General features: G+C 44.6%; 21 protein-coding genes. 4 read left to right on the forward strand and 17 right to left on the reverse strand.

Features of this window, described 5'->3' with window-relative positions; all coding sequences use genetic code 11:
• Positions 1 to 32: 32 nt before the first annotated feature.
• The 13 genes from ACYVK4_RS08435 to ACYVK4_RS08495 form a co-directional block, all read right to left on the reverse strand.
• Positions 33 to 821, reverse strand: coding sequence for a 6-hydroxymethylpterin diphosphokinase MptE-like protein (locus ACYVK4_RS08435; RefSeq protein WP_461127052.1), 789 nt, complete (start codon positions 819 to 821; stop codon positions 33 to 35).
• Positions 822 to 898: 77 nt separating this feature from the next.
• Entirely contained in the window at positions 899 to 2,275 is a 1,377-nt protein-coding gene (locus ACYVK4_RS08440) for an O-antigen ligase family protein (RefSeq protein ID WP_461127053.1), read from the reverse strand.
• Between the two features lie 94 nt (positions 2,276 to 2,369).
• Positions 2,370 to 3,356 carry a hypothetical protein gene (locus ACYVK4_RS08445; RefSeq protein ID WP_461127054.1) on the reverse strand — a complete coding sequence of 329 codons (987 nt, stop codon included), beginning with the start codon at positions 3,354 to 3,356 and terminating at the stop codon, positions 2,370 to 2,372.
• Positions 3,353 to 4,153, reverse strand: coding sequence for a 6-hydroxymethylpterin diphosphokinase MptE-like protein (locus tag ACYVK4_RS08450; protein WP_461127055.1), 801 nt, complete (start codon positions 4,151 to 4,153; stop codon positions 3,353 to 3,355). Before ACYVK4_RS08450 ends, ACYVK4_RS08445 begins: the two co-directional genes overlap by 4 nt.
• 4 nt (positions 4,154 to 4,157) lie before the next feature.
• Positions 4,158 to 5,588 carry a polysaccharide biosynthesis protein gene (locus ACYVK4_RS08455; protein ID WP_461127056.1) on the reverse strand — a complete coding sequence of 477 codons (1,431 nt, stop codon included), beginning with the start codon at positions 5,586 to 5,588 and terminating at the stop codon, positions 4,158 to 4,160.
• 124 nt (positions 5,589 to 5,712) lie between these two features.
• Positions 5,713 to 6,441, reverse strand: a complete 729-nt coding sequence (locus ACYVK4_RS08460; RefSeq protein WP_461127057.1) for an SDR family NAD(P)-dependent oxidoreductase — start codon at positions 6,439 to 6,441, stop codon at positions 5,713 to 5,715.
• Between the two features lie 4 nt (positions 6,442 to 6,445).
• Positions 6,446 to 7,390 (reverse strand): phosphoglycerate dehydrogenase, encoded by a 945-nt coding sequence (locus ACYVK4_RS08465; RefSeq protein WP_461127058.1) that lies wholly within the window; start codon positions 7,388 to 7,390, stop codon positions 6,446 to 6,448.
• On the reverse strand, positions 7,387 to 8,070 hold the full coding sequence (locus tag ACYVK4_RS08470) for an acylneuraminate cytidylyltransferase family protein (RefSeq protein WP_461127059.1): 684 nt from the start codon (positions 8,068 to 8,070) through the stop codon (positions 7,387 to 7,389). Before ACYVK4_RS08470 ends, ACYVK4_RS08465 begins: the two co-directional genes overlap by 4 nt.
• Positions 8,071 to 8,105: 35 nt before the next feature.
• Positions 8,106 to 8,744, reverse strand: coding sequence for a cyclase family protein (locus ACYVK4_RS08475; protein ID WP_461127060.1), 639 nt, complete (start codon positions 8,742 to 8,744; stop codon positions 8,106 to 8,108).
• On the reverse strand, positions 8,737 to 9,681 hold the full coding sequence (locus tag ACYVK4_RS08480) for a glycosyltransferase family 2 protein (RefSeq protein ID WP_461127061.1): 945 nt from the start codon (positions 9,679 to 9,681) through the stop codon (positions 8,737 to 8,739). The genes ACYVK4_RS08475 and ACYVK4_RS08480 overlap by 8 nt, the downstream gene beginning before the upstream one ends.
• A 3-nt stretch (positions 9,682 to 9,684) precedes the next feature.
• On the reverse strand, positions 9,685 to 10,359 hold the full coding sequence (locus tag ACYVK4_RS08485) for a sugar transferase (RefSeq protein ID WP_461127062.1): 675 nt from the start codon (positions 10,357 to 10,359) through the stop codon (positions 9,685 to 9,687).
• Positions 10,360 to 10,399: 40 nt separating this feature from the next.
• On the reverse strand, positions 10,400 to 12,733 hold the full coding sequence (locus ACYVK4_RS08490) for a GumC family protein (protein ID WP_461127063.1): 2,334 nt from the start codon (positions 12,731 to 12,733) through the stop codon (positions 10,400 to 10,402).
• A gap of 11 nt (positions 12,734 to 12,744) precedes the next feature.
• The gene (locus ACYVK4_RS08495; RefSeq protein ID WP_461127064.1) at positions 12,745 to 13,494 is read right to left on the reverse strand and encodes a polysaccharide biosynthesis/export family protein; all 750 of its coding nucleotides are present in this window, start codon (positions 13,492 to 13,494) and stop codon (positions 12,745 to 12,747) included.
• Between the two features lie 715 nt (positions 13,495 to 14,209).
• On the opposite strand from ACYVK4_RS08495, the gene ACYVK4_RS08500 reads away from it, so the two are divergent.
• A complete protein-coding gene (locus tag ACYVK4_RS08500) occupies positions 14,210 to 14,704 on the forward strand; it encodes a hypothetical protein (protein ID WP_461127065.1) in 495 nt (164 codons plus the stop codon).
• Between the two features lie 76 nt (positions 14,705 to 14,780).
• On the opposite strand, the gene ACYVK4_RS08505 is transcribed toward ACYVK4_RS08500, so the two are convergent.
• Positions 14,781 to 15,449 (reverse strand): TetR/AcrR family transcriptional regulator, encoded by a 669-nt coding sequence (locus tag ACYVK4_RS08505; RefSeq protein ID WP_461127066.1) that lies wholly within the window; start codon positions 15,447 to 15,449, stop codon positions 14,781 to 14,783.
• Positions 15,450 to 15,855: 406 nt separating this feature from the next.
• Here ACYVK4_RS08505 and tsaB point away from each other — a divergent pair, with 406 nt between their 5' ends.
• Both tsaB and ACYVK4_RS08515 read left to right on the forward strand, forming a co-directional pair.
• Positions 15,856 to 16,569: a tRNA (adenosine(37)-N6)-threonylcarbamoyltransferase complex dimerization subunit type 1 TsaB gene (gene tsaB, locus ACYVK4_RS08510; protein ID WP_461127067.1), complete on the forward strand. Its 714-nt coding sequence runs from the start codon at positions 15,856 to 15,858 to the stop codon at positions 16,567 to 16,569.
• A 91-nt stretch (positions 16,570 to 16,660) separates the two neighbouring features.
• Complete coding sequence (locus ACYVK4_RS08515) at positions 16,661 to 17,455, forward strand: type III pantothenate kinase (protein ID WP_461127068.1); 795 nt, start codon at positions 16,661 to 16,663, stop codon at positions 17,453 to 17,455.
• A 67-nt stretch (positions 17,456 to 17,522) separates the two neighbouring features.
• Here the strand turns inward: ACYVK4_RS08515 and ACYVK4_RS08520 are convergent, their stop codons facing one another.
• Positions 17,523 to 17,720, reverse strand: a complete 198-nt coding sequence (locus ACYVK4_RS08520; protein ID WP_461127069.1) for a type II toxin-antitoxin system antitoxin — start codon at positions 17,718 to 17,720, stop codon at positions 17,523 to 17,525.
• Positions 17,721 to 17,903: 183 nt separating this feature from the next.
• Positions 17,904 to 18,755 (reverse strand): SPFH domain-containing protein, encoded by an 852-nt coding sequence (locus ACYVK4_RS08525; protein WP_461127070.1) that lies wholly within the window; start codon positions 18,753 to 18,755, stop codon positions 17,904 to 17,906.
• A gap of 209 nt (positions 18,756 to 18,964) precedes the next feature.
• Here ACYVK4_RS08525 and lysS point away from each other — a divergent pair, with 209 nt between their 5' ends.
• Complete coding sequence (lysS, locus tag ACYVK4_RS08530) at positions 18,965 to 20,734, forward strand: lysine--tRNA ligase (protein WP_461127071.1); 1,770 nt, start codon at positions 18,965 to 18,967, stop codon at positions 20,732 to 20,734.
• 295 nt (positions 20,735 to 21,029) lie between these two features.
• Here lysS and ACYVK4_RS08535 read toward each other — a convergent pair whose 3' ends face one another.
• The gene (locus ACYVK4_RS08535) at positions 21,030 to 21,236 is read right to left on the reverse strand and encodes a cold-shock protein (RefSeq protein ID WP_461127072.1); all 207 of its coding nucleotides are present in this window, start codon (positions 21,234 to 21,236) and stop codon (positions 21,030 to 21,032) included.
• Positions 21,237 to 21,462: the final 226 nt, after the last annotated feature.

Genomic DNA, 21,462 nt, shown 5'->3' on the forward strand with positions numbered 1-21,462 from the left:
TGAAAAGTATAATTTAACTTATTAGGTTAGCCCTATAAATAATCAGTGAAAGCCCCTTTTTCGAAAATGGTACATTTCCCACCAATGGTCGCATCAATTATTTTACGACCATTCTTCTTATAAAAATCACGAGCTAAGGCATACGAGTACTCTGATTTATCTAAATCCGGCAGTTTCCATTTGACACCTTTTGGAAAATAATTCGGATCAAAATGGCTTTCATCCTTCTCATAATTACGTACCTCAACCGTTGAGGCCATACCCTTCTCTTTAAAGCTGTGGTCCATGCCAATAATGACCACTTCTGTAAAGCCCATGTAATAGGCTAGCTGAAGACTGGCATAGGTCACGGTTCCGCCAAAGTGCGCAGGCTCCAGGAGATTTTCCTGAAAAAAAGGATTAAACGAGTACGCTTCTTTTAGAAAATGTGCCTTTGGAAACTGCTTGTAAAACCGCCAGTTAAAGAACGTCTCGCAGGGCAGGTTATTAAAATCGTCTTTAAACTGTTCAAGTACTAATTCTTCAACACAGGTTAAGAAAGTGGGGGTGAATCCAATTTTATCAAAATAGATATAGAAGCGATTCATGCACATGGTGTATTTATCTTTCAGAACCGACAGGTCCATATCTTTAATACTGGGTCCATTAGCAATCAAGAACAGCCGCTTCCCTTCATACAGATTGTGGATTTTCTGTAGGTACTCCCTGTTTTTCTCGCCGGGTTGGGAGTGGTACCAAGCCTGGGTAAACGGGACCTCTTTCAATCGACGTTCTACGGCTGGAAGGATTCTGGATGGAGTGAACCTGGTTAAATCGATCATGGTCATCAATATCTAAGTAGGTAATTATTAACTATATAAACCTCAAAATTTAGAAAAAAATGTTTTTACACTTTTTATCAACAGACTACACTATTTAAATTCGAAGGCACTTGAGGTTTTTTATTCTGTTTCACGTTTACAAATCGATAAAAATTATTTTGCTCAACCAAGATAGGTGAGTTACCAAAAAAATTAGCAAAAAGAAAAAGAAAGAAAAGAATAAAATAATTAGGTGAATAGAAACCTATTAACGTTTCAGTAATACCAGCAAGTAAATTAAAAGCAAAGAAACCAAATATAAGTAAGTTACCATATTTATTTACTTTCCACTGTAGTGATATTTTTTTTACTGTATTATATATAAGCGCACAGTATACGAACAATCCTACATAGCCATAATCAAACAATATTGTAAAAAAAGTATTGTGGGATGTTTTCAACTCTTCATCATTCCAAGTCGAAAATATACTAGCCCAAGCAGAAGAAACACCTGAACCATAATGCCCAAAATATCCGTAACCAATTAAGTGAATCGGTTTAAAATCTATAAATTCTAAAAGACAAGCAGACCAAATAAGGAATCGTGAATTACCTGTTGCTAACTCTTCACTATTTCGTGTTAATGAATCAATAAATGGAAGTGACATTAAAAGTGGTACCATTAAATATAAAAACAATGGCCCTAATACTACTAAAGTCGGCGAATACGGTATAAGTTTTAAGAATGTTCTTGAATTCTGGTAAAGTCCGAATACGATTGTTATTATGATTGGATAATAAATAGACGCTCTAGAATCAATCAACAACAACGTAATAAAAAATACTATACAACTAGACATAATAAATAATCTAGATGATCGAACCTTCACTACAAATATTAATAATAAACATGTAGTAAACATCGCACCTATGATTACTGCATAATTATTTAACCCTGTTGAAAGTGGAAACTGCACTCTATCTATATGTATACCTAGATACGAAAGTATTACAGCTTCTTTATTAACTACTTCATCTGTCATCACACTCTCCTTTATGGATACACCCATAGCCCATAATAAAAAGTTAATTAAGCAATAAATAAAAAACGGAGTAATAATAAATTTAATAATTATATCTATAGTACCTAGCCTTTCTGTATTTCTAAAATAGTGAATGGCTGAAAACAATGCACCAAATAACAGAATTGTATTTAGGGTTCGACTAATAGTAAATTCTAGTGTTTGATCCGGATAATTTGATCGAAAATTACCGATTAAAACAAAAATAAGTAAAGTAAAAGCTAGTAAGTTATTTCCTAAAGATTTGAGTAATAGCTTTCCATTACTTAAAGATAGAAAATAGAAAAAAGCCAAAGCAGATGCCCCTAGAGGCAAGACCTTAACTAACACAGAATCAGAATACGAATTGACCTGTAATAACGAAATAGTTATGGCAAAAATCAGAAAATACATAATGTGCGAATGTTGATTTTATAAGGTTCATTATACCGCTAGTCTCCACCTAATAACATCTATTTAATCTCTATAAAAATAATAGCTAAAAAATCTATTTAGTATTCAATAAAAATTGTCTTAATAAATCCGAATCATCAAACTGGCCTAACTTAGCCCCATTCAGATTATGATCTTCAGTCAGACTAAATTCCACTTTCTCCATTTCGCATAAACTTGTTACACGTATTGAATTAATGTAAGGAATGGAACCTAAGTAGCTATTAGTTGGTACAATGACTTTCTTACCCAATTGCATGGCTCTTCCCATGAATCCACTTGGTTTATCATTGTTATAGAAACAATAGATAATATCCAGCTTTTTCATAAAGTACATCATTTCTTCATTACTCACATATCTATTGATAACTACAACGTTATCATTTTGATTACCCTTTAAAAAAGATGAATCTCCTACTATGAAAAATTGGTACTTTTGTGATGTTTCAATCCATGCTGCCAAGTCTGTTAAATTTTTTTTAGCCTTACTAGTATTATTAAATACTAGTACAGATTTCTTACGGGCATTTGCTAAATCAGCATTATAGTTTTGTAATTCTTTAGGTTGTGAATAACTAATATTTAAATATGGCAAATCGTAATATTGGAAGTCATAAGTAAGAAATGAGATAATTTCTTTTAATTGATCCTCATAGCTTGTCATCTTATGAATTGATATCAGCTTTAACCTATTAGATGATTTCAGCCCTTTAAATAGCTGATACTTCAAATTAGTCTTAGCTAGATTGACAAAATTTTTGTAATGTGATGTGGATGAAGCCTTATTATTTACTAAAGAATCAACAGAAACCGATACCCCGAAGTTTTTCTTAGTAAAAAAACTCCTAACCAAAGACCAATAAATATCCTTGTGGTCTATATTAAGAAATATTACGTTTTGATTAAGTCTAAAAATTGTTTTAAGCTTTTCATTAAAGCTCCTTACAATTTTCACATCATGATTCTCCAAAAGATTATCTAGAAATTTAGAATAATCTTCATAATGGCCCTTTTTATTAGGTATAAAGATATTAAAAGTCATAATCTCAAAAATTCTTGAAGTGGTAAACGATCAAACAATTCTAGATATCCTCCTTCCGTACAATTGTATATCTTTTTGCCATATGCATTGAATATTTCATTTGCCATAGAATAACTGTATTCATTCTGTGGCAGGTCTGGTAGATGCCATTTTTGACCTTTAGCAAAATAGTTTTTATCGAAGTGATTATCATCTTGGCCGCTGAAAACCGCAAGTGCATTCGCAGGGCCTTTTTCTTTAAAATAATGATCGCAACCAATTAAACCAACTTTAGTGAATCCGTAGTGAAATGCGAGTTGCAGAGCCACATAAGTAACTGTCCCCCCTTGGTTTACACTCAATGAACAGTCTTTTGCAAATGTTTTTATTGGAGAAGAATGAAGAAAGGTTACATTTTGGCGATTTTGTACTAAACTAGCTCCCTTCTCATCTATATAAAGTGGAATATTCGTCTCATTGAAAAAGTTATAGTTCTGCTCAATAACCATACTATTCACGGCAACTATTGCAGATGGACGAAAATTTCCTCTATCGAATAAAAGATTAATTTTATTTAAACCGAAGGTGAAAGTACCCTCTAACTGTTGAAAATCTACTTTATTTAAGCTAGGCCCATTACAAATAATAATTGCCTTCTTGCCTTCATATTTATCTTTAACTGATTTTAGTTTTTTTCTGGAATCCCAAGATAATTTATTAAGATCCCACTTTAACCTGTTCTTTATTAGTAAAGCGGCCTGTCTGTATGGATTTAATGTTTCTCTTAGTTGAATATTTTGATTTTCAAGTAAGTCCATGATGCTAAATTAGTTGGGTGGCTGAATAAATGATTAACAACATAAATGGTACTAATGATACTTTATATTCAAACTTAAAAGCACTTATATGTATAGATTTGTATGAATAGTAAGCTGAGTACCAAGCATAAAAACCCAAATATCCAGCTATCATACCAATTGGGATTGCATAAATTTGATATGTGTTAATTAATAATAATGTCACAGCAACAAAAATCACACCAGAAATTCCATCAGCAATATGGCCAATGACATGATTAGTTGTCAAATATAACTGCATATGCATAGCCCCGTAGCGGTGAATAAAATAGGCTACAGACAAGAGTAGCCATAACTCATTCGAGACAAATTTTATATCACTGTTTATGTAGATTAGCAAGTAATTAGAAGTAATACCCACGGCAATAACACCTAATGCAAAGACAAGATGAGAAAGAAACATTCCTCTTTGTGCTTTTTGAATTAGTTGATTCAGATCACCTTGTACACGAAGACGTGCATATAAAGGAATTTTGCTATAAAAGGGAGCCATTGAAATTTCCTTTATCTGTGCTATAATTCGTAAGGCAAGAAGATAGGAAGCAACACTGGCACTGTTACCGATTTGCGCGTACAAAACACTGCTTAAATTGTTGAGTCCATTTGACATAAACCCTGAGAGTCCGCTCCGCCACGCTACTGGCCAAATTGCAGCAAAAATCTTGCGATCAAAAGAGTAATCTGTTTTAATTTTTTCAAATTGTTTATCATCAACCGCCCTGCTTAAAAAGTAGTTACGAACAACCGATAAAATAACCCATAGCTGATTTATAAAAACTAAAAGTAACAGGCTATCATTGACTGCTAGAGCTATTACACAAGAAGTAATAGATGCTGCTGAAGTTAGTGCTTCCCACCTTCTGACCAGAGCAATTTTATTTAACCCTTCCAGGTAGTTTGAATAAATAGAACCATAAAATTTATAGGCAGAAGCAATGATTATGCACCCCCATGCTAGCCAGGCTGATTGGGAGTCTTTTACAAACGAAATTGGACGCAGCATTGACCAACTTCCTAACGTACCCATGACGATAATCACAAGTATAGTAAGCCAGCCATAGATGTGAACCATGTTGGCATATATCTTGCCCAAAAGGTCCCAGTTTGGTTCCTCAGATTTCTTCGTTAAGACTTTTGTCTGGAATGTGGAGGTTATATCAGTTAAACCGCCCAGCGCATATGAAAATAATCGAATAAATGTATTTCTAAAGCCCATGTCTAATAGGCCCTGTAATGATATAATTGTTGAAAACAGGTACCATAGAGCGACTTCTCCTTCTGTAAATCGCTTTAATATTAAAGGGAGTACCACAAAAAGGCTTATTGCCTTAGTTGAATAACTCATCCAAGTTGCTATAGTAGGCGAATTCCAAAGTTTACGTATAACTAATTCCATTATTTACTACGGTTATCTATATACGTTATATAATAGTTTTTTTATTATTAACTACTTTAAGTATGAGCAAAGAATCATACTTTGCTCATACTTCTTATATCTGTGTCTACCAAACTATCATTTACTACAAATCCTTCAGCACCGAACTGATACCTCCATCGAGGGTCAGGTTGGCCCCGTGGATGAAGCCGGAGCTTTCGGAGGCCAGGAATAAAGCCATCTTGGCTACGTCGTTCGGGCTGCCGATGCGCTGCACCGGGTGAATTTTCCGTAATTCGTCCAGCGCTCCCTGGTTTCCGTCGAAGCCGGCCAGCAGCATGTCAGTTTCGATAGCTGCCGGGCTGATGGCGTTTACCCGAACGCGCCCTTCGAGGTCTACCGCTAACGCGCGGGTCAGTCCGATCAGAGCACTCTTCGATGTGGCATAGCTGATGAACCGACGTTTGGTGAGCTGCTGGTGAATGCTGCCAATGTTGATGATGCAGCCATTATTTTCCTCCAACGACTCCAGAAAATGCTGGCTGAGTAACAGAGGTCCTGTTAGATTGACCGTCATGGTGTGATTCCAGTCGTCCAGTTTCAGGTCGGCAAGGCTGTCCAGCAGTTGTACCGCTGCATTATTGACCAGCACATGCAGTTCGGGAATCAATACGTTGAACGTGCGTTTCCACTCATTCCGGTATTCCTCGCTGGTGCTGAACTGGTGCAGATCGAACTGAATCAGTTGATCGGCTTCGTGGCGGTCGGAATGTTGAATATCCAGACCGTAGACGTAAAATCCGGCTTCGCGAAAGGCCAGGGCGAGGGCACTGCCTATTCCCCCCAGTACACCCGTAATCAATACTTTTTTCATGGCCTTACGCAGTTACACCGATTTCCAGAAATTCGAACATGGTACGGATAGCCTGATGGCTGGCGCGACGTACACCCTGAATGGTGTTGGAGCCGTTGTGGGTACCGAAAATACACCGGTCAAATGTTCTCAGCTCGGAGTCCATCGGTAGTGGCTCTACTTCAAACACATCCAGACCCGCTGAATGAATTTTGCCACTTTTGAGGCCCGCCAGCAAAGCGGCTTCGTCGATGATCGGTCCACGGGATACATTCACGATCCGCACACCATCTTTCATCCGCTGAATGCTTTCGGCGTTGATCATGTGTTTGGTGCCGGGCGTCAGAGCGCAGGTGGTCACCACGAAATCGGCATTCTCCAGCTCTTCGGGGAAGCTCAGGAAGCGGTAAGCCTCTTCGTCAGCTTCTGTTCGGTTGGCAAAAGGGTCGTACACATTGATGTGCATGTCGAAGGCTTTCAGGAAGCGGGCCGTAGCCTTACCAATATCCCCGAAACCAACCAGCGCCACCGTATGACCGGCCAGCGACATACCGGCGGGTTTCACCCAGTTGCCCGCCCGCACTTCGCGGTCGATGTAGTAGGTTTGGCGAGCAAGCCCCAGCACGTACGATACGGCGATGGTGGCGACTTCGGCGCCAAACATCATCGGCGTGTTGATAATGGGAATACCCAGTTCTTTACAGGCTTTGAAATCAACGTTGTCGACGCCAATGCCCCATTTCACAGCGGCTTTCAGGTTACCGGCTTTGCCAGCCCGGAAGATCTTTTCCGTAGCCTGATCATCGCCAATGATCCAGCCATCAACGGTTGGAACGAGTTCCAGTAATTCTTCTTCCGAAAGAATCTGAACGACATTTGGGGCGACGACCTCAATGCCTGCTTCTTCGAAAATGGGTAGAAATTCAGCCAGTTGGCCCAGCATGGGTGGGCAGGTAATCAATACTTTCATAACGCCAATTCAGGATAAAGTTCAGTAAAGAGGAATTCAGCTACTTTAAAATTCAGTTCAACATCGATGTCCTGGGCTTCGATCTCGGCGATCTCGTACATAAAGGGCCGGTCACCAATTCGATTGCCTTTCTGGATCAGGGTTTCTTTTTTGAAGATGTACATGCAGGAGTTCTCCATGTATACCGGCGGCAGGTCCTGCGTACGCAGCAAAATGTTGGCATTATGGTTGATGGCACGGGCCAGCGGGTCCCACAGCCGCGTCTGCATCCGGGTTACGCCAAACAGCGTGTCGTATACCGGGTATTGATTAAGAAACTGCTTTACCCCTTTCTCCACCGTTTCGGCCGACAGCAGCGGATTGGTGCTGTGGGTTTGCAGGTAAAAATCGGCGGGTACCTGCTCGCAGGTGTTAAGCAGCACGTTATTCATCGGGATGGCTCCGTCGCGCAGGTGTTGGGGGCGCTCCAGAATGGTTACCGATGGGTAATAAATTTCAGCCTGTTCAATAACGGTCGGGCTATCGGTATCGATAACGACCTGGGTAATGGATGGACACTCCAGCAGGGTGTCGATGATACGATGGAAGAGCGGTTTACCGGCGAAGTCACGGTAGTTTTTTCCAGGAACACGTTCGCTGGAATGACGCATGGGTACAATAGCTGCAACTGAGTATGACATAAGCTATTATTGATGATTAGAATAGTTTTAGATAATTAATTTTGATACAATACGGCACGGCACGGAACCCCTTCGAGGCCCTTTATTTTTAACGGCAAACACACTAACTGATACGTTCCGGGCGCCACCTGGCCGAGGTAGATACCCTCCAGAATGACCACCTTATTTTGTAATAGAATCTGATGCGTAGCGGGCGAATCGGCATACTTCTGAATGGACAGATAATCAATGCCAATCAACTCCACCTGATTATCGACCAGCCACTCGGCAGCATCGGCCGCCAGGGCGGTAAACGATTCCCGAAACGGTTGTTCTTCCCACCGAATCAGCGAATTATCGGTGCGCAGCAATAACCGGCGGGGCACCTCAGCCCCTACATGCTGCTCCAGCAACGACCGGGTAATGGTATCGGTATCGGGAATCAGGACAACCCGGCAGGTTCCCAACAGTGTCGACAGCGACAGCGAACTGGTGTCCTCACCATCGGCCACAAAATGCAGGGGCGCATCGAGGTGCGTTCCTGTATGTACATCCATATCCAACCGGCTCACATTGGCATCCACATCAGGGCCGATGGTTTGCAGGGAGCTGGTCTGTACACCTATACTTCCCGGCCACGTGGGCAGCGTTGGGCAGAGCGTAACCGAAATATCGATGAGAGCCTGGCTATTCATACGCGATCTGTTTCATAAACGGCTGAGCGGAACGTTCGTCTCTCTCGCGCCGGATCAACTCATTAGGGTAGTAAAAGCGCTCGCGCAGCGTACGGTCCAGCGTACCGATAAAGCGGTAGCCCTGGTAGGTGCCCCAGAACTGCAGTACCCGAAACATGGGGATATCGAAGAAATTGGCCAGAAACGTACCCTCGTGTATGGCTGCGATATAATCACTCAGGATATTGGTCACCGACAGGTAGGCAAAGTTCCAGAGGTTGAAGTGGGCAAGGGGCTTCAGCCGTTTAAAGGCGATCGCTTCCCGATAGTATCGGTTGAAGATCTTGCGGGGCGTTTCTTCGTGCACGTGCACAATTACCGCATCGGCTTCGTAGGCAATCTTGTGGCCCTGCTGCTGAATGGTACCCGCCCAGTGCAGATCTTCCAGCCCGGTCAATGATTCGTCGTACGACAACTGCTCCCAAAGAGAGCGCCGAATGGCAGTATTGGCGTTATTGCAAAACGGAATTGGCTGGTTGTAATTGGAAACAGCCGGAAACCATTTGGCAAACAATTGCTGCTCGGAAAACTTGCTGAGGTGATTGCCGATCTGGCGGCCATAGGTCAAGCCTACTTTAGCGTCTTCAAAAGGAGCCAGCATCCGGTCGATCCAACTGGTATAGACCGGGTACACGTGGGCACTGGCAAACAGCAATATGTCGCCGGTAGCCCGCTGGCATCCCAGGTTGAGCGCCCGGCCAAACGAGAACTCGTCGGGACGAATACGCACTACCTGAGCGCCTTTTTGTTCGGCAATTTGTACGGTATTATCAGTAGAGCCCGAATCGACTAATATAATTTCTACTTCATGCTGACTCTCCCGACAAGCGATACCGTCGAGGAGTTTTCCAATATGTTTTTCTTCGTTAAATGCTCGTATAATTATGCTACACTTCATAGTCTACCAGGCTTTTTTATCTCCTTTAATTGTGCTGATCACTGTCCACCAGCAAATTTTTACATCCAGTCCCAGAGAACGGTTGGCGATGTACCAGCGGTCCAGACGAACCCGGTGTTCCATTTTCTGAAGGGTATCCGTTTCGCCCCGGCAACCGCGTACCTGCGCTAGTCCGGTTATACCGGGCTTCACGTTATAGCGTTCGGAATACCGTGGGAGCGTATGCCAGTGCATGGCATCCAGCGGAATCGGGTGAGGGCGAGGTCCTACGATACTCATATCGCCCAGGAGCACATTCAGAAACTGAGGCAACTCATCCAGATTGGTCTTACGCAGCAACTGACCCAGCTTTGTAATACGTACATCGTTTTTACTGGCCTGACGAAACTCGGCTTCGGGGCGGGCAATCATCGTTCTCAGTTTGAAGCACCGAAACTGGCGGCCATTACGCCCGGTACGCAGTTGGACGAACAACATGGGACCTGGCGAATTGAATCGGATGGCCAGACCTAGTAACGGGAGCAGCCACGACAGAACGAACAGGCTAACCAGCAGCGAAAAAGTGATATCAAATAAGCGCTTGGGTAATAACCCTTCATGTACAGCTGTCGATGTAAGTTCCTCGTTCTGGGTGTCTATGTATGGTCTGGTGTTAGAAAGTGAGGCATTACTAAGCATAGTAAGTATTTGATTTGCTTTTCATGTGTGTATAAATGAACTAGGATATCGCTTTCCGGGACTTCGATCGAGACGATTTGTCTTCTTCGTAATAACCCCCGTAACTGTAGCTGTAGTAGTAAGACTCCCCATCATCAACGCCGTTCAGAATGACGTTCAGGTTATTGAACCGATGTTCTTTATAAAGCGTATCCACCATTTTAAGGTGATTTCTTGGCGTCAGATCATGCCGAACCATGTACAGGGTTGCATCAGCCAAAGGCGCAATGACCTGAGCGTCTGTCACCAGACCAATGGGTGGCGAGTCAATGATGACATACGGGAATCTGTCGCGCAGTTCCTGAATCAACTGGGCCAGATAAGGACCGTTGAGTAGCTCCGACGGGTTTGGCGGCAGAGGCCCGCTGCTGATCAGGAAGTAGTTCGGGAAGCCTTCTATCGGCTGCAGCACCTCATCGAGGGTTGCCTCACCAATCAGGTAGTTACTGATACCGACCGCATTGCGCATGCCCAGCGACATGTGAAGCTTCGGTTTCCGTAAATCCATTTCCAGAATAACCGTTGGCCGATCGACCAGTGCCAGGCTGGCTCCCAGGTTCATGGACATAAATGACTTACCCTCGCCACTAATGCTGGAGGTGAACAGAATAACCTGGCTACCCGTTGGGTTCGTCCGCAGGAACTGCAGGTTGGTGCGAAGGGCACGTATCTGCTCGGCGATTACTGACCGGCTCTTGGATACAACGACCAGCGCCTTCTTTCCATCCGATTCAACCACTTCGCCCAGGATAGGCACCTGCGAAGCCTCTTCAACATCGGACCGACGCCGAACGCGGTTGTTCAGCATATCGCCGGAGGCAAGCACACCTACGGGCATCATCAGGCCAACAAGACCAAACAGCAGGAACGTTAAGGCCCGCACAGGCTTGATGGGATCTGTTTCGTGCCGGGGTACATCAACGGTACGGCTATCCGGCAACGTCGATGCATACGATAAAGCTGTCTCTTCCCGCTTCTGGAGCAGATAGGTATAGAGATTGTTCTTGATCGCCTGCTGCCGGGTAATGTTCAGCAATGCCCGTTCTTTATGCGGCACCGTACGGACCATCCCTTCGAGTTTGCGATTGGTCGTCATCAGTTGCCCCCGTGTACTGGTCAACTGCTCTTTCAGGTTCCGTATGTTTTCGGTTATACCTTCTTTGGTTGATTTGATCTGGCTATCGAGTGTTTGTAATAATGGGTTACGCTCAGAGGTTGTACGAGCCATCAGATCACGCTGCAGTTCCAGCTCCGATACCTTCGACACCAGGCCTAACAGTATTGGGTCATTTAAACTGAGTGTGGCAGGTGTAGTGCCCCGGCTGGAAGACTTGCTATCGACATAGGCTTCGATCTCACTCAGGGCACCTAACTGCATATTTACCTGATTCAGCTGCGTGTCGTTGGCCTGTACTGTCTGGAGAAACGATTGCGCCTGCATACCCAGATCCGTAATTCCCTGGCTGGTTTTATAGGACTCAACATCTTTTTCAACCGATGTCAGTTCACCCGAGATCAACCGAAGCCGATCTTCGATGAAGTTAAGTGTGCTGGCCGCTACCAGATTCTTATCGACCACAGCCGCCTGGTTATACTCGTCGATGAGCTGGCTCAGGATAGCTTCTCCTTTGGCAGGTACCGTTTCTTCCAGCGTGATCTGCAATACGGTCGATGCTTTGCTGGTGGTTTCTACCGTCAGTCGCTTCAGGTAATCGTTTACAGTTTCCGTACGGGGAGCCACTTTAATAATAAGGGGTTCCATAGATGCGGCCAGTGGCTGGCGGGTAAACACACGCAGGCGTCCGTAAGGTGTACGAATAGACTGATTAACGGGGTATACGACATCATTGATCTGTACATGCTGTTTGTCGACAACACTAAGCTGCAACTTCTCTTCGTACAGAGCCGCAACCGGGCGCTCTACCACCAGACGGAGCGGCAGGCCGCCATATATCTCTTCGTCGATGGTTGCCGTTGGGTGGAAATATTCAACGTCGAGATCCAGGCGATTGACCACCTTATTCATTAAGGTGTAGGACCGTATGATCTCCACTTCGTTCTCGACCGTTTTTTTAGGCGTCAGAATATCCATTTCTTTCAGGATATTCTCACCGTCGAGCCCCTTGGCTTCGTCTTTGATCAACAGACTCGCCTGAATTTTATAAACCGGCGTTTTATATTGCAGGTAAACGTAGGCGGCAACTCCAGCCAGCGTTAGTGATAAGGCGAACCATTTCCAGTGCTTCAGGTAGCGAAGTAGTATTACCCGAATGTTGGGTTGATTATCTGTGCTATAAACCTGATAAGGCGTATATGAGTAAGCATTTTCTGACATATGTATAATAGTTAGAAGCGACTAAATATGATAGCTAAAAAAGAAAGGGCACTTAAAGCAATCGGTAGTAATTGATAGGTTCTGTCGGCACTTGCCTGGCGGGCCCGACCGGGTTCAACATAGACAACGTCGCTGGGACGCAGGTAGAAGTAAGGCGAGCGGAACAGGTCGCGGCTGGTTAGGTCAATACGGGTAAAGGTGCGCAGGCCATTCTCTTCCCGAATGAGCAGCACGTTATCACGTCGGCCATAGATGGTGATGTCGCCGGCCAGGCTTAAAGCCTCCAGCATGTTGATTTTCTCATTGGGAATCGTAAAGAGCGAGGGTCTGGCGACTTCGCCCATCACCGAAATCCGGAAATTCTGATTACGAATCGTTACGGTTGGCTCCTTGAGGTAGTCTCTCAGCTGACCACGGATGAGGTCAGCGATCTGAACCGTATTCAAACCACCAACTTTCATTCTACCGATTAATGGCAATTCAATGGTGCCATCCGGATTGATCAGGTAACCCGTTAGCTCTGGCAGTGCCGTGATGGTGGTGGGCGTCATGAGCTTATCCATCGGCACGGTAGCGGATGGCGGGTTGAAAAACGAAGCAGCTTCCGGACTTAGACTGCTTACCCGCACTGACAGGATGTCGCCTGGCTGAACTGTCGGAATAAATCGATCTGTCAGCTTTATTGAATCAGACGCGGCCACCTGATTCTGAAAGTAGACTAACTTTTTAGAGGAAATACATCCTGAAACGAGTGTAGTCAAAGCTATGCTAATAAATAAAGATAGCTTTTTGAGAGAAGAGGATACTATCATAAATAAATAAACGAGCTATATAAATAAGAATTAAGAAACTGAAAATCGGCTTACAGCCCTTACTGAGCCATGTACCACCTTATATTCAAAGATTATCTATTAACTATAAAAACTTCCTTTTAGTGACTGATTTACGTCTTTGATAAATAGGTAGTTACTGATATTGACGTTCAAATATATTGCTACAATTTTATAAATACAAATAATATCGTGTATATAATGTTAACGAATATCAATTTTAATAAATAAATGCTTTTAAAAAAGAAGCCAATATTAATATCGAAGGAAATTATTTTACACAATTGTTAATATAAAAAAACAGTAGTGATATATATGAAACTATATCACATAAACACATATATTATTTGGCTATTATTTACGTATTAATACCTACATAAATTAATTTATATATTTCAATACGATATTCTTTTTTATTATTCTCACTAAGAATGGTAAATAACTAATATTAGGGGATTAAACACTTAGCCCAAACCCAAAAAAGTTGCATATTTGCAAAAGCTGCAAAGTATATACTATGAATTTACAGACTTCAATAAATATATTACATAATAGAGACTGGGTACTAGCTCATACAGGAAGTACATGTAGTATATATACCCTTGACGGACAGTATCTTGTGTTGCCTCTTAGAAGTATAGGAAGGGTGCCTTCAGGCACTTTAGACAGTATATTCCGGTCAAGATATGTATCGAAGGAAGCAATCCATAAAAACATTAACTATGCACCTAATCCACTTTCGGTCTTAACGGTTATACTCGAAAAGCAGGGTAGTCAGGTTTGGGGGCGCATTGAAAGACAAGGTTCCCTAACACTAACCATCGGAAATACGCCGGAATCTGTTGCTAAAAAACTAAGTTCTCAACTCACCGAATTCACCCGCTTTCTGGCTGAACAAAACGATCGAACACACGCGATCCCTACCGATTTTGTGTTTGATTATCATTATGACCTCACCCGGGTTAGAGAACTTTTCCAGCAATTCAGAATTAATGCGCTGGCTGAGCAAACCAACATTCCACTGGACTTATTGAGCCAGTTCATGACAAGTAAACAATATCCAACTGTGCAGCAGGCTCAGCAGATCGAAGCCCTCATTCAGCAATTTGGCCGCGAAATGCTCAACTTCACCCTGCTTTAGTCCCGAAAGGGCATAAAAAAAGCTTCCTATCTGAAATGGGAAGCTTTTTTTAGGGAGACAAATAGCGTTACTCGATTCACCATTGGCTTGTAGGTATAGCTTTTGCTTGTGGGCTCAACTTGACCATTTGCGACTCAACAGCCATTTTGTTTAATGCCAGATAAATTATTTTTACTGCTCCCTCGATGCGCTGCCATCCTTGCTCGCTCCGAAGATCAATACCCACCATCGTGTGGTTATTCTGCGCCTGAATAGTCAGATAGGACAGAGCACCCAGCATTACCGCTGAAATTGCCTGATTATCTGGCCCCTCTATAAATGAAAGTTGATTGACCAGCCGCATCATCTCGTCATCCTGAGCTTTGCTGATAACATCTGCAGTTGGATCGTTTTCGACAACGTTAGCTTTCAGCACTTCCCGCGCAGCTTTGGATGTCCGCATGTAACGAAACATCTGTATTGCCTGCCGATACCATACTTTTGCCAGATCATCTTGATGCATAGGCCGAATTTGGTCCAGCATCGCCGGTGTGAACTGTGGGAACATACGACCCATGCGCACGTAATACTCCATTAAGCCATCCAGACCACCAAAATATCGGTAGATGAGCACTTTGCTAATTCCCGCTTTTTCAGCAATCTGATTGATCCGAGCCCCTTCAAGACCTTGCTCAGCCAGGACATCCTCAAGGGCATTTACGATACGCTGTGTGGTTTCTGCGCGATTTCTTCTAATTTTTTCCATCTATATTCTGAGACAATATTAGATTCCTACTGCTAATGTAGAATTTATAGTTTACAAAAAGTCACCTTGAAGCAACTATTTATTTTAAGAGCCTACTAATAATTAACAATTTAGGGCAATAGCATACTTAGCCTATACAAGGCTTTTACTCACTATTTTCCGTATTTATACTCATACGAACAAAGATTTTTACTCATTTCCCCGCTGTTAATGATGCTTTTTTGATAAAGTTCTATCGGCACTGTATACTAAAAGGCATCGTTTCATCTATAAAGGAAATAAAGAAAAAAAATTGTACATACATGAATAATCTTATTGTTGAGACTGGTTAAATAACGAGTTGATTCTTTTCACTTGGAAAATATTTTATCACCGGTTACATTGACCGCTGTTACTTGTCCGTCTTATGTCGCTCATCATCTCCCTCGATACCTCAACAACCGTCTGTTCCGTTGCGCTGCATCATCAAAACAACACGACCGGTTCCAGTATACTCGGTTCTTACGAACTTTTTACCGAACGAACCTCTTCAGCCATGCTGACCACGCTCATAAGCCAAATTGTTAGTCAGGCAGGTTTTGAATTGACTCAGTTAGATGCGGTAGCAGTTGCTAAAGGACCAGGGTCTTATACGGGTTTACGGATTGGCGTTTCTACCGCTAAAGGGCTCTGTTTTGCCCTCGACAAACCGCTGATGGCTATAAACACCTTACAGGCAATGGCTGAACAGATCAGGGCATTTTTCCCCGCCGATCATCTGCTTTGCCCCATGATCGACGCCCGACGGATGGAAGTGTATTGCGCGCTCTATACCAACGGTGGGCAGGAGGTTCAGGCAACTACCGCCAAAATTATCGACGAACAATCGTTTAACGAGTGGTTGTCCCAAAGGCCCGTTGTCTTTTTCGGTGATGGCGCGGAGAAATGTCGCTCGCTGTTAAGTGCGCACAAAAATGCCATTTTCCCCAATAAACTCATTCTCCCTTCAGCCCGGACCATTGGGCAATTGGCAGCGCTCGCTTTCGACCAAAACCAGTTTGAAGATGTTGCTTCCTTTGAACCCTTTTATCTGAAAGATTTCATGGCCATAAAGCCTAAAAAGCCAATGTTCCAACCCTGAAAGAAGGGACTTTGCGCACAAGCACTAAGCAGCAGCGAGGGAATATGCCTTTTTTCCCCTTATTTCGCCCCGGCAACTACCTCTTGTACTCGTGCAGATTATCGTTGATATTGGCAACACCGACGCCGTTTTTGGCCTGTATTCTACAGTTACCTGGCAACACATCTGGCGAACCCCCGCCCGGCGAGATGAGCCAGCCGACTCTTATGAGCGTCGGTTGAGGCTGTGGTTACTCGAAGCCGGCATCCCGTTGAGCGCGGTGAAAACAACGGTTTTAAGCAGCGTCGTACCAGATTTAAGTCCTACACTGCGGACTATGTTGCACGAATTGTTCGGATTTGAGCCGGTAGTGGTTGGCCCGGGCATTTATCCACTCCTGCCTATCGAGGTTTTACGTCCGCACGAAATTGGAGCGGATCTGGTGGCCAATGCACTGGCGGCTTTTACCCGCTACCAACGCACTTGTGTCGTCGTTGATTTTGGCACGGCCTTAACCTTTACAACCGTGTCCGGCGAGGGTAAGCTATTGGGTGTAGCGATTGCACCGGGCCTGAAAACAGCCATTCGATCTTTGTTCGCCAATACGGCCCAACTGCCCGAAGTGCCGATCGAGGTACCTTCATCGGCACTCGGCACCAGTACGACCCACGCCATTCAGGCTGGCGTGGTGTTAGGGTATGAAGGGCTGGTTCGTTCCCTGGTTAGCCGGATTCAAACGGAACTAAACGGCGACTGCATAGCCGTTGCCACGGGTGGACTGTCGGCCCGAATTCCTTCCTTGCAGGATGTATTTACCGATATTGTGCCATCCCTCACCCTCGATGGTATTCGATTGATTGGCGAATTTGTAGCAGGTAGCATAGACGGTAGTGGAGTAGTGGAATAATAAAATGAAAAAACAGCAAGGCGCACTCATGAACCTCAACTAACCACTCCACTAGTTCCCCAATTTACTACTGCTCTTCCACCGATGTGGATGTCTCGTCATCAGCCACGCCGGGGCTGCGTTTCTTTCGTTTACGCAACGCATCGTTCAATAAATATTCAATCTGGCCATTAACGCTCCGAAACTCTTCCTGCGCCCAACGCTCCAGCTCTTTCAACGTTTCCGGTTGAATCCTTAAGACAAATGCTTTTTTTTCGGAAGCCATGTTTTTTTATAGGAGTTAGGAGCGAGGAGTGAGAAGTGAGGAGGGCTGACGCAGTAGCACGAAAACATGCGTCAGCCCTCCTCACTTCCCATTCCTCACTCCTCAATACGTTATAGACACTATCTTCCTGCGCCCTGGCATGCGTCAGCCCTCCTCACTCCTCGCTGCTAACTCCTCACTCCTTTAATTATACAGTGTTCCGGCATTGACGACCGGGCTAACGGATTTTTCGCCACAAAGCACCACGAGCAGGTTGCTAACCATAGCCGCTTTGCGCTCTTCGTCCAGGGCAATTACGCCATTTTTTTCCAGTCGCTCCAGGGCCATCTCAACCATACCTACGGCTCCTTCCACAATAAGGCGACGAGCGGCAATCATGGCCGATGCCTGCTGGCGTTGTAGCATGGCGCCAGCAATTTCGGACGAATAAGCCAGGTGGCTAACACGGGCTTCAATAATATCCACACCAGCCCGTTCGAGTCGTTCGTTCAACTCCTCTTCCAGAAACACATTGATCTGGCCGCTGCTATCACGCAGAGTGACCGACGAAGTTTCGTCTTCCATATGGTCGTAGGCATACGAATTGGCGAGTTTACGTACGGCCGCTTCAGACTGGATCTGTACGAAGTTTACGTAATTATCCACCTCGAAGAGCGCTTTGGCGGTGTCTTTCACCTGCCAGACAACAACAGCCGCAATTTCAACGGGGTTGCCCATCTTGTCGTTAACTTTCAGCGTTTGCCCGTTCAGGTTTCGGGCGCGCAGGCTAATCTTGGTTTTGCTGTAAAGCGGATTCACCCATTGCAGACCCGTTTCTTTAATGGTACCCACATAATCGCCAAAGAAGGTAGCTGCCATACCCTCCTTTGGGTAAATCACAACAATACCTTTTAAAATAAAGAAGCCCGCAAACCCCAGAAAGCCACCCAAAATTCCGGCACCATAGCTAAAGGCGATGACTGCGATGGCAAAACAGATCAAGGCTATCCCCAAATACAGATACCCAGAAGCAGATGTAAGTTGTTTTTCCTGCATGACCGTAAAAATTAGTTCAATAAAGTAATATCATTTTGATAGCACAATGATAGATATTCTTTTCTTCCATGATGAAAAAATTATGAGAACGGTCGGGCAACTCCATCAGTGGCTTCTTTAACCATATCACTGTAAACGCCAATCCTTTTCACTATTTTTGCGCCCTCTAATACTGGTTAGCTTGTTGGCTAACCGACTCAATAACGATCATGCTGCTGAGTGAACAGGAAATAAATCGCCGACAAAAGCGCGAAGAATTAATGCGGATGGGCATTGACCCCTACCCTGCCGAATTATTTGACGTAACGACAACTATAGCCGACATTCGGGCGGCTTTCGAAACCGGGGGCGCTGGCACCGAGATTGCCCCCGAACAGGATTTTTCCGGCGACGAACGCTGGGGAAATGTTCAACTGGCGGGTCGCCTGATGGTGTTTCGAATTAGTGGCAGTGCCTCATTCGCCGAAATACAGGACTCCACCGGACGGATGCAATTCTACTTCCGACGCGACGACATCTGCCCCGGCGAAGATAAAACGCTCTACAACACCGTATTCAAGAAGTTGCTGGACATTGGCGACATCATTGGTGTTCGGGGACACGTGTTCACCACCAAGACCGGCGAACTGTCGGTTTATGTGAAGGAATTCAAAATCCTTAACAAATCGCTGCGCCCGTTGCCAGTGGTGAAAGAGGTCGTGAATGAAAAGGGCGAAAAGGAAACCTACGACGCGTTCACCGATCCCGAACAACGGTATCGCCAGCGGTATGTCGACCTGATTGTGAACCCGCAGGTGCGCGACGTATTTATTAAACGCACAAAACTGGTCAACTCCATTCGGCAGTTCCTGAGCGAAAAAGGCTATCTGGAAGTCGAAACACCCATTTTGCAGCCCATTCATGGCGGAGCCACTGCCCGCCCATTCCGTACGCATCACAACTCCCTCGACATGACGCTGTACATGCGAATTGCCAACGAGTTGTACCTGAAACGCCTGATTGTTGGCGGATACGACGGTGTGTTCGAGTTCGCCAAAGATTTCCGGAACGAGGGCATGGACCGCACCCACAATCCGGAGTTTACGCAGGTAGAGTTCTACGTTGCCTATAAGGATTATCTCTGGATGATGGACACCATCGAGGAGATGGTCGAGAAGGTAGCACTGGATGTGGCCGGTACGACGAAAGTTACCGTGGGCGAAAACGTTATTGATTTCAAACGACCCTGGAAACGGCTTACCATGTTCGAAGCCATTCAGGAGTATACCGGCGTCGATGTGTCGGCGATGGAAGAGGCTGAACTGCGGCAGGTAGCCGAAGGACGCGGCATTAAAGTGGATAGCACGATGGGCAAATCGAAACTGATCGACGAGCTGTTCGGCGACGCCTGTGAGCCCAACCTGATTCAGCCCACGTTCATCACCGACTACCCCGTTGAAATGTCGCCTTTGACCAAAAAGCACCGGAGCAAACCGGGTCTGGTTGAACGCTTCGAAGCCATTTGCAATGGTAAAGAAATTGCCAACGCCTACTCGGAGTTGAACGATCCTATCGACCAGCGTGAGCGGTTTGAAGAACAGCTGCGTTTAGCCGAGCGGGGCGACGAGGAAGCCATGGTCCTCGATGAAGATTTTCTGCGGGCCCTCGAATACGGGATGCCGCCAACCGCGGGTGTAGGACTGGGCATCGACCGTTTGTCGATGATCATGACCAACCAGGCGTCGATTCAGGATGTGCTGTTTTTCCCACAGATGCGCCCCGAGAAGAAACAGGAAGTGGCCGACGAAAGCGAATTCATTACGGCAGGCGTTCCGGCCGAATGGGTACCCGCTGTACAGAAACTAGGCTTTATGACCGTCGAGCAACTACAGGGAGCAAACCCAAACAAGTTGTTCAACGACCTGGGTGGCGTTCGCAAAAAGCTGAAACTGGAAGCCAAAATGCCAACGCTGGATGAGGTAAAAGGGTGGGTGAGTTAATTAAGTTGGTAAGTGAGTAAGTCGGTAAGTGGCTACGCCTAAGTCGGTAAGTCGGTAAGTCGGTAAGTCAGTAAGTCAGTAAGTCAGTAAGTAGCTGGCGCATACACATTGCTCTTGCGCCAGCTACTTACTGACTTACTAACTTAGGCGTAGCCACTTACCGACTTACCGACTTAGGCGTAGCCACTTACTGACTTACCAACTTAGGCGTAGCCGCTTACTAACTAAAAATAAAAACCCCCGCCTGACATTATCGGGCGGGGGTTACACATTCATATGTAGACGAGCTAGAAGCTTAATATTCTGAGTCTAACTTTTTTACCTTTACGGCATTTAGTCCTTTTTTGCCGTCAACCACCTCAAACTGAACCCGGTCTTTTTCGCGAATGGTCGTACCGTTCAGGCCGGTGATATGGACGAAGATGTCCCGGTTGGTATCGTCTTCAACAATGAATCCGTAACCCTTACTTTCGTTAAAGAATTTTACTACACCTGTTTGCATAAAACTTAAACAATTTAACAATTTAAAAACTTAAAGGGTCAGTTATCAACAAAGAACGCGAACCAAACAGCAGGGTATCTTATTCAATAGATACATAGGTAAAATCTGCGATATTTGTTGGACGTAAAACCAAAAATAGCCTTTAAAGACTAGTCACGTGGTTACACTACAAAGAAAAGAAAAATGTTCTTACTACAAGTAGAGACCGACGTTTTTTTAGCTATTT

It is taken from the genome of Spirosoma aerophilum, from assembly GCF_054782495.1.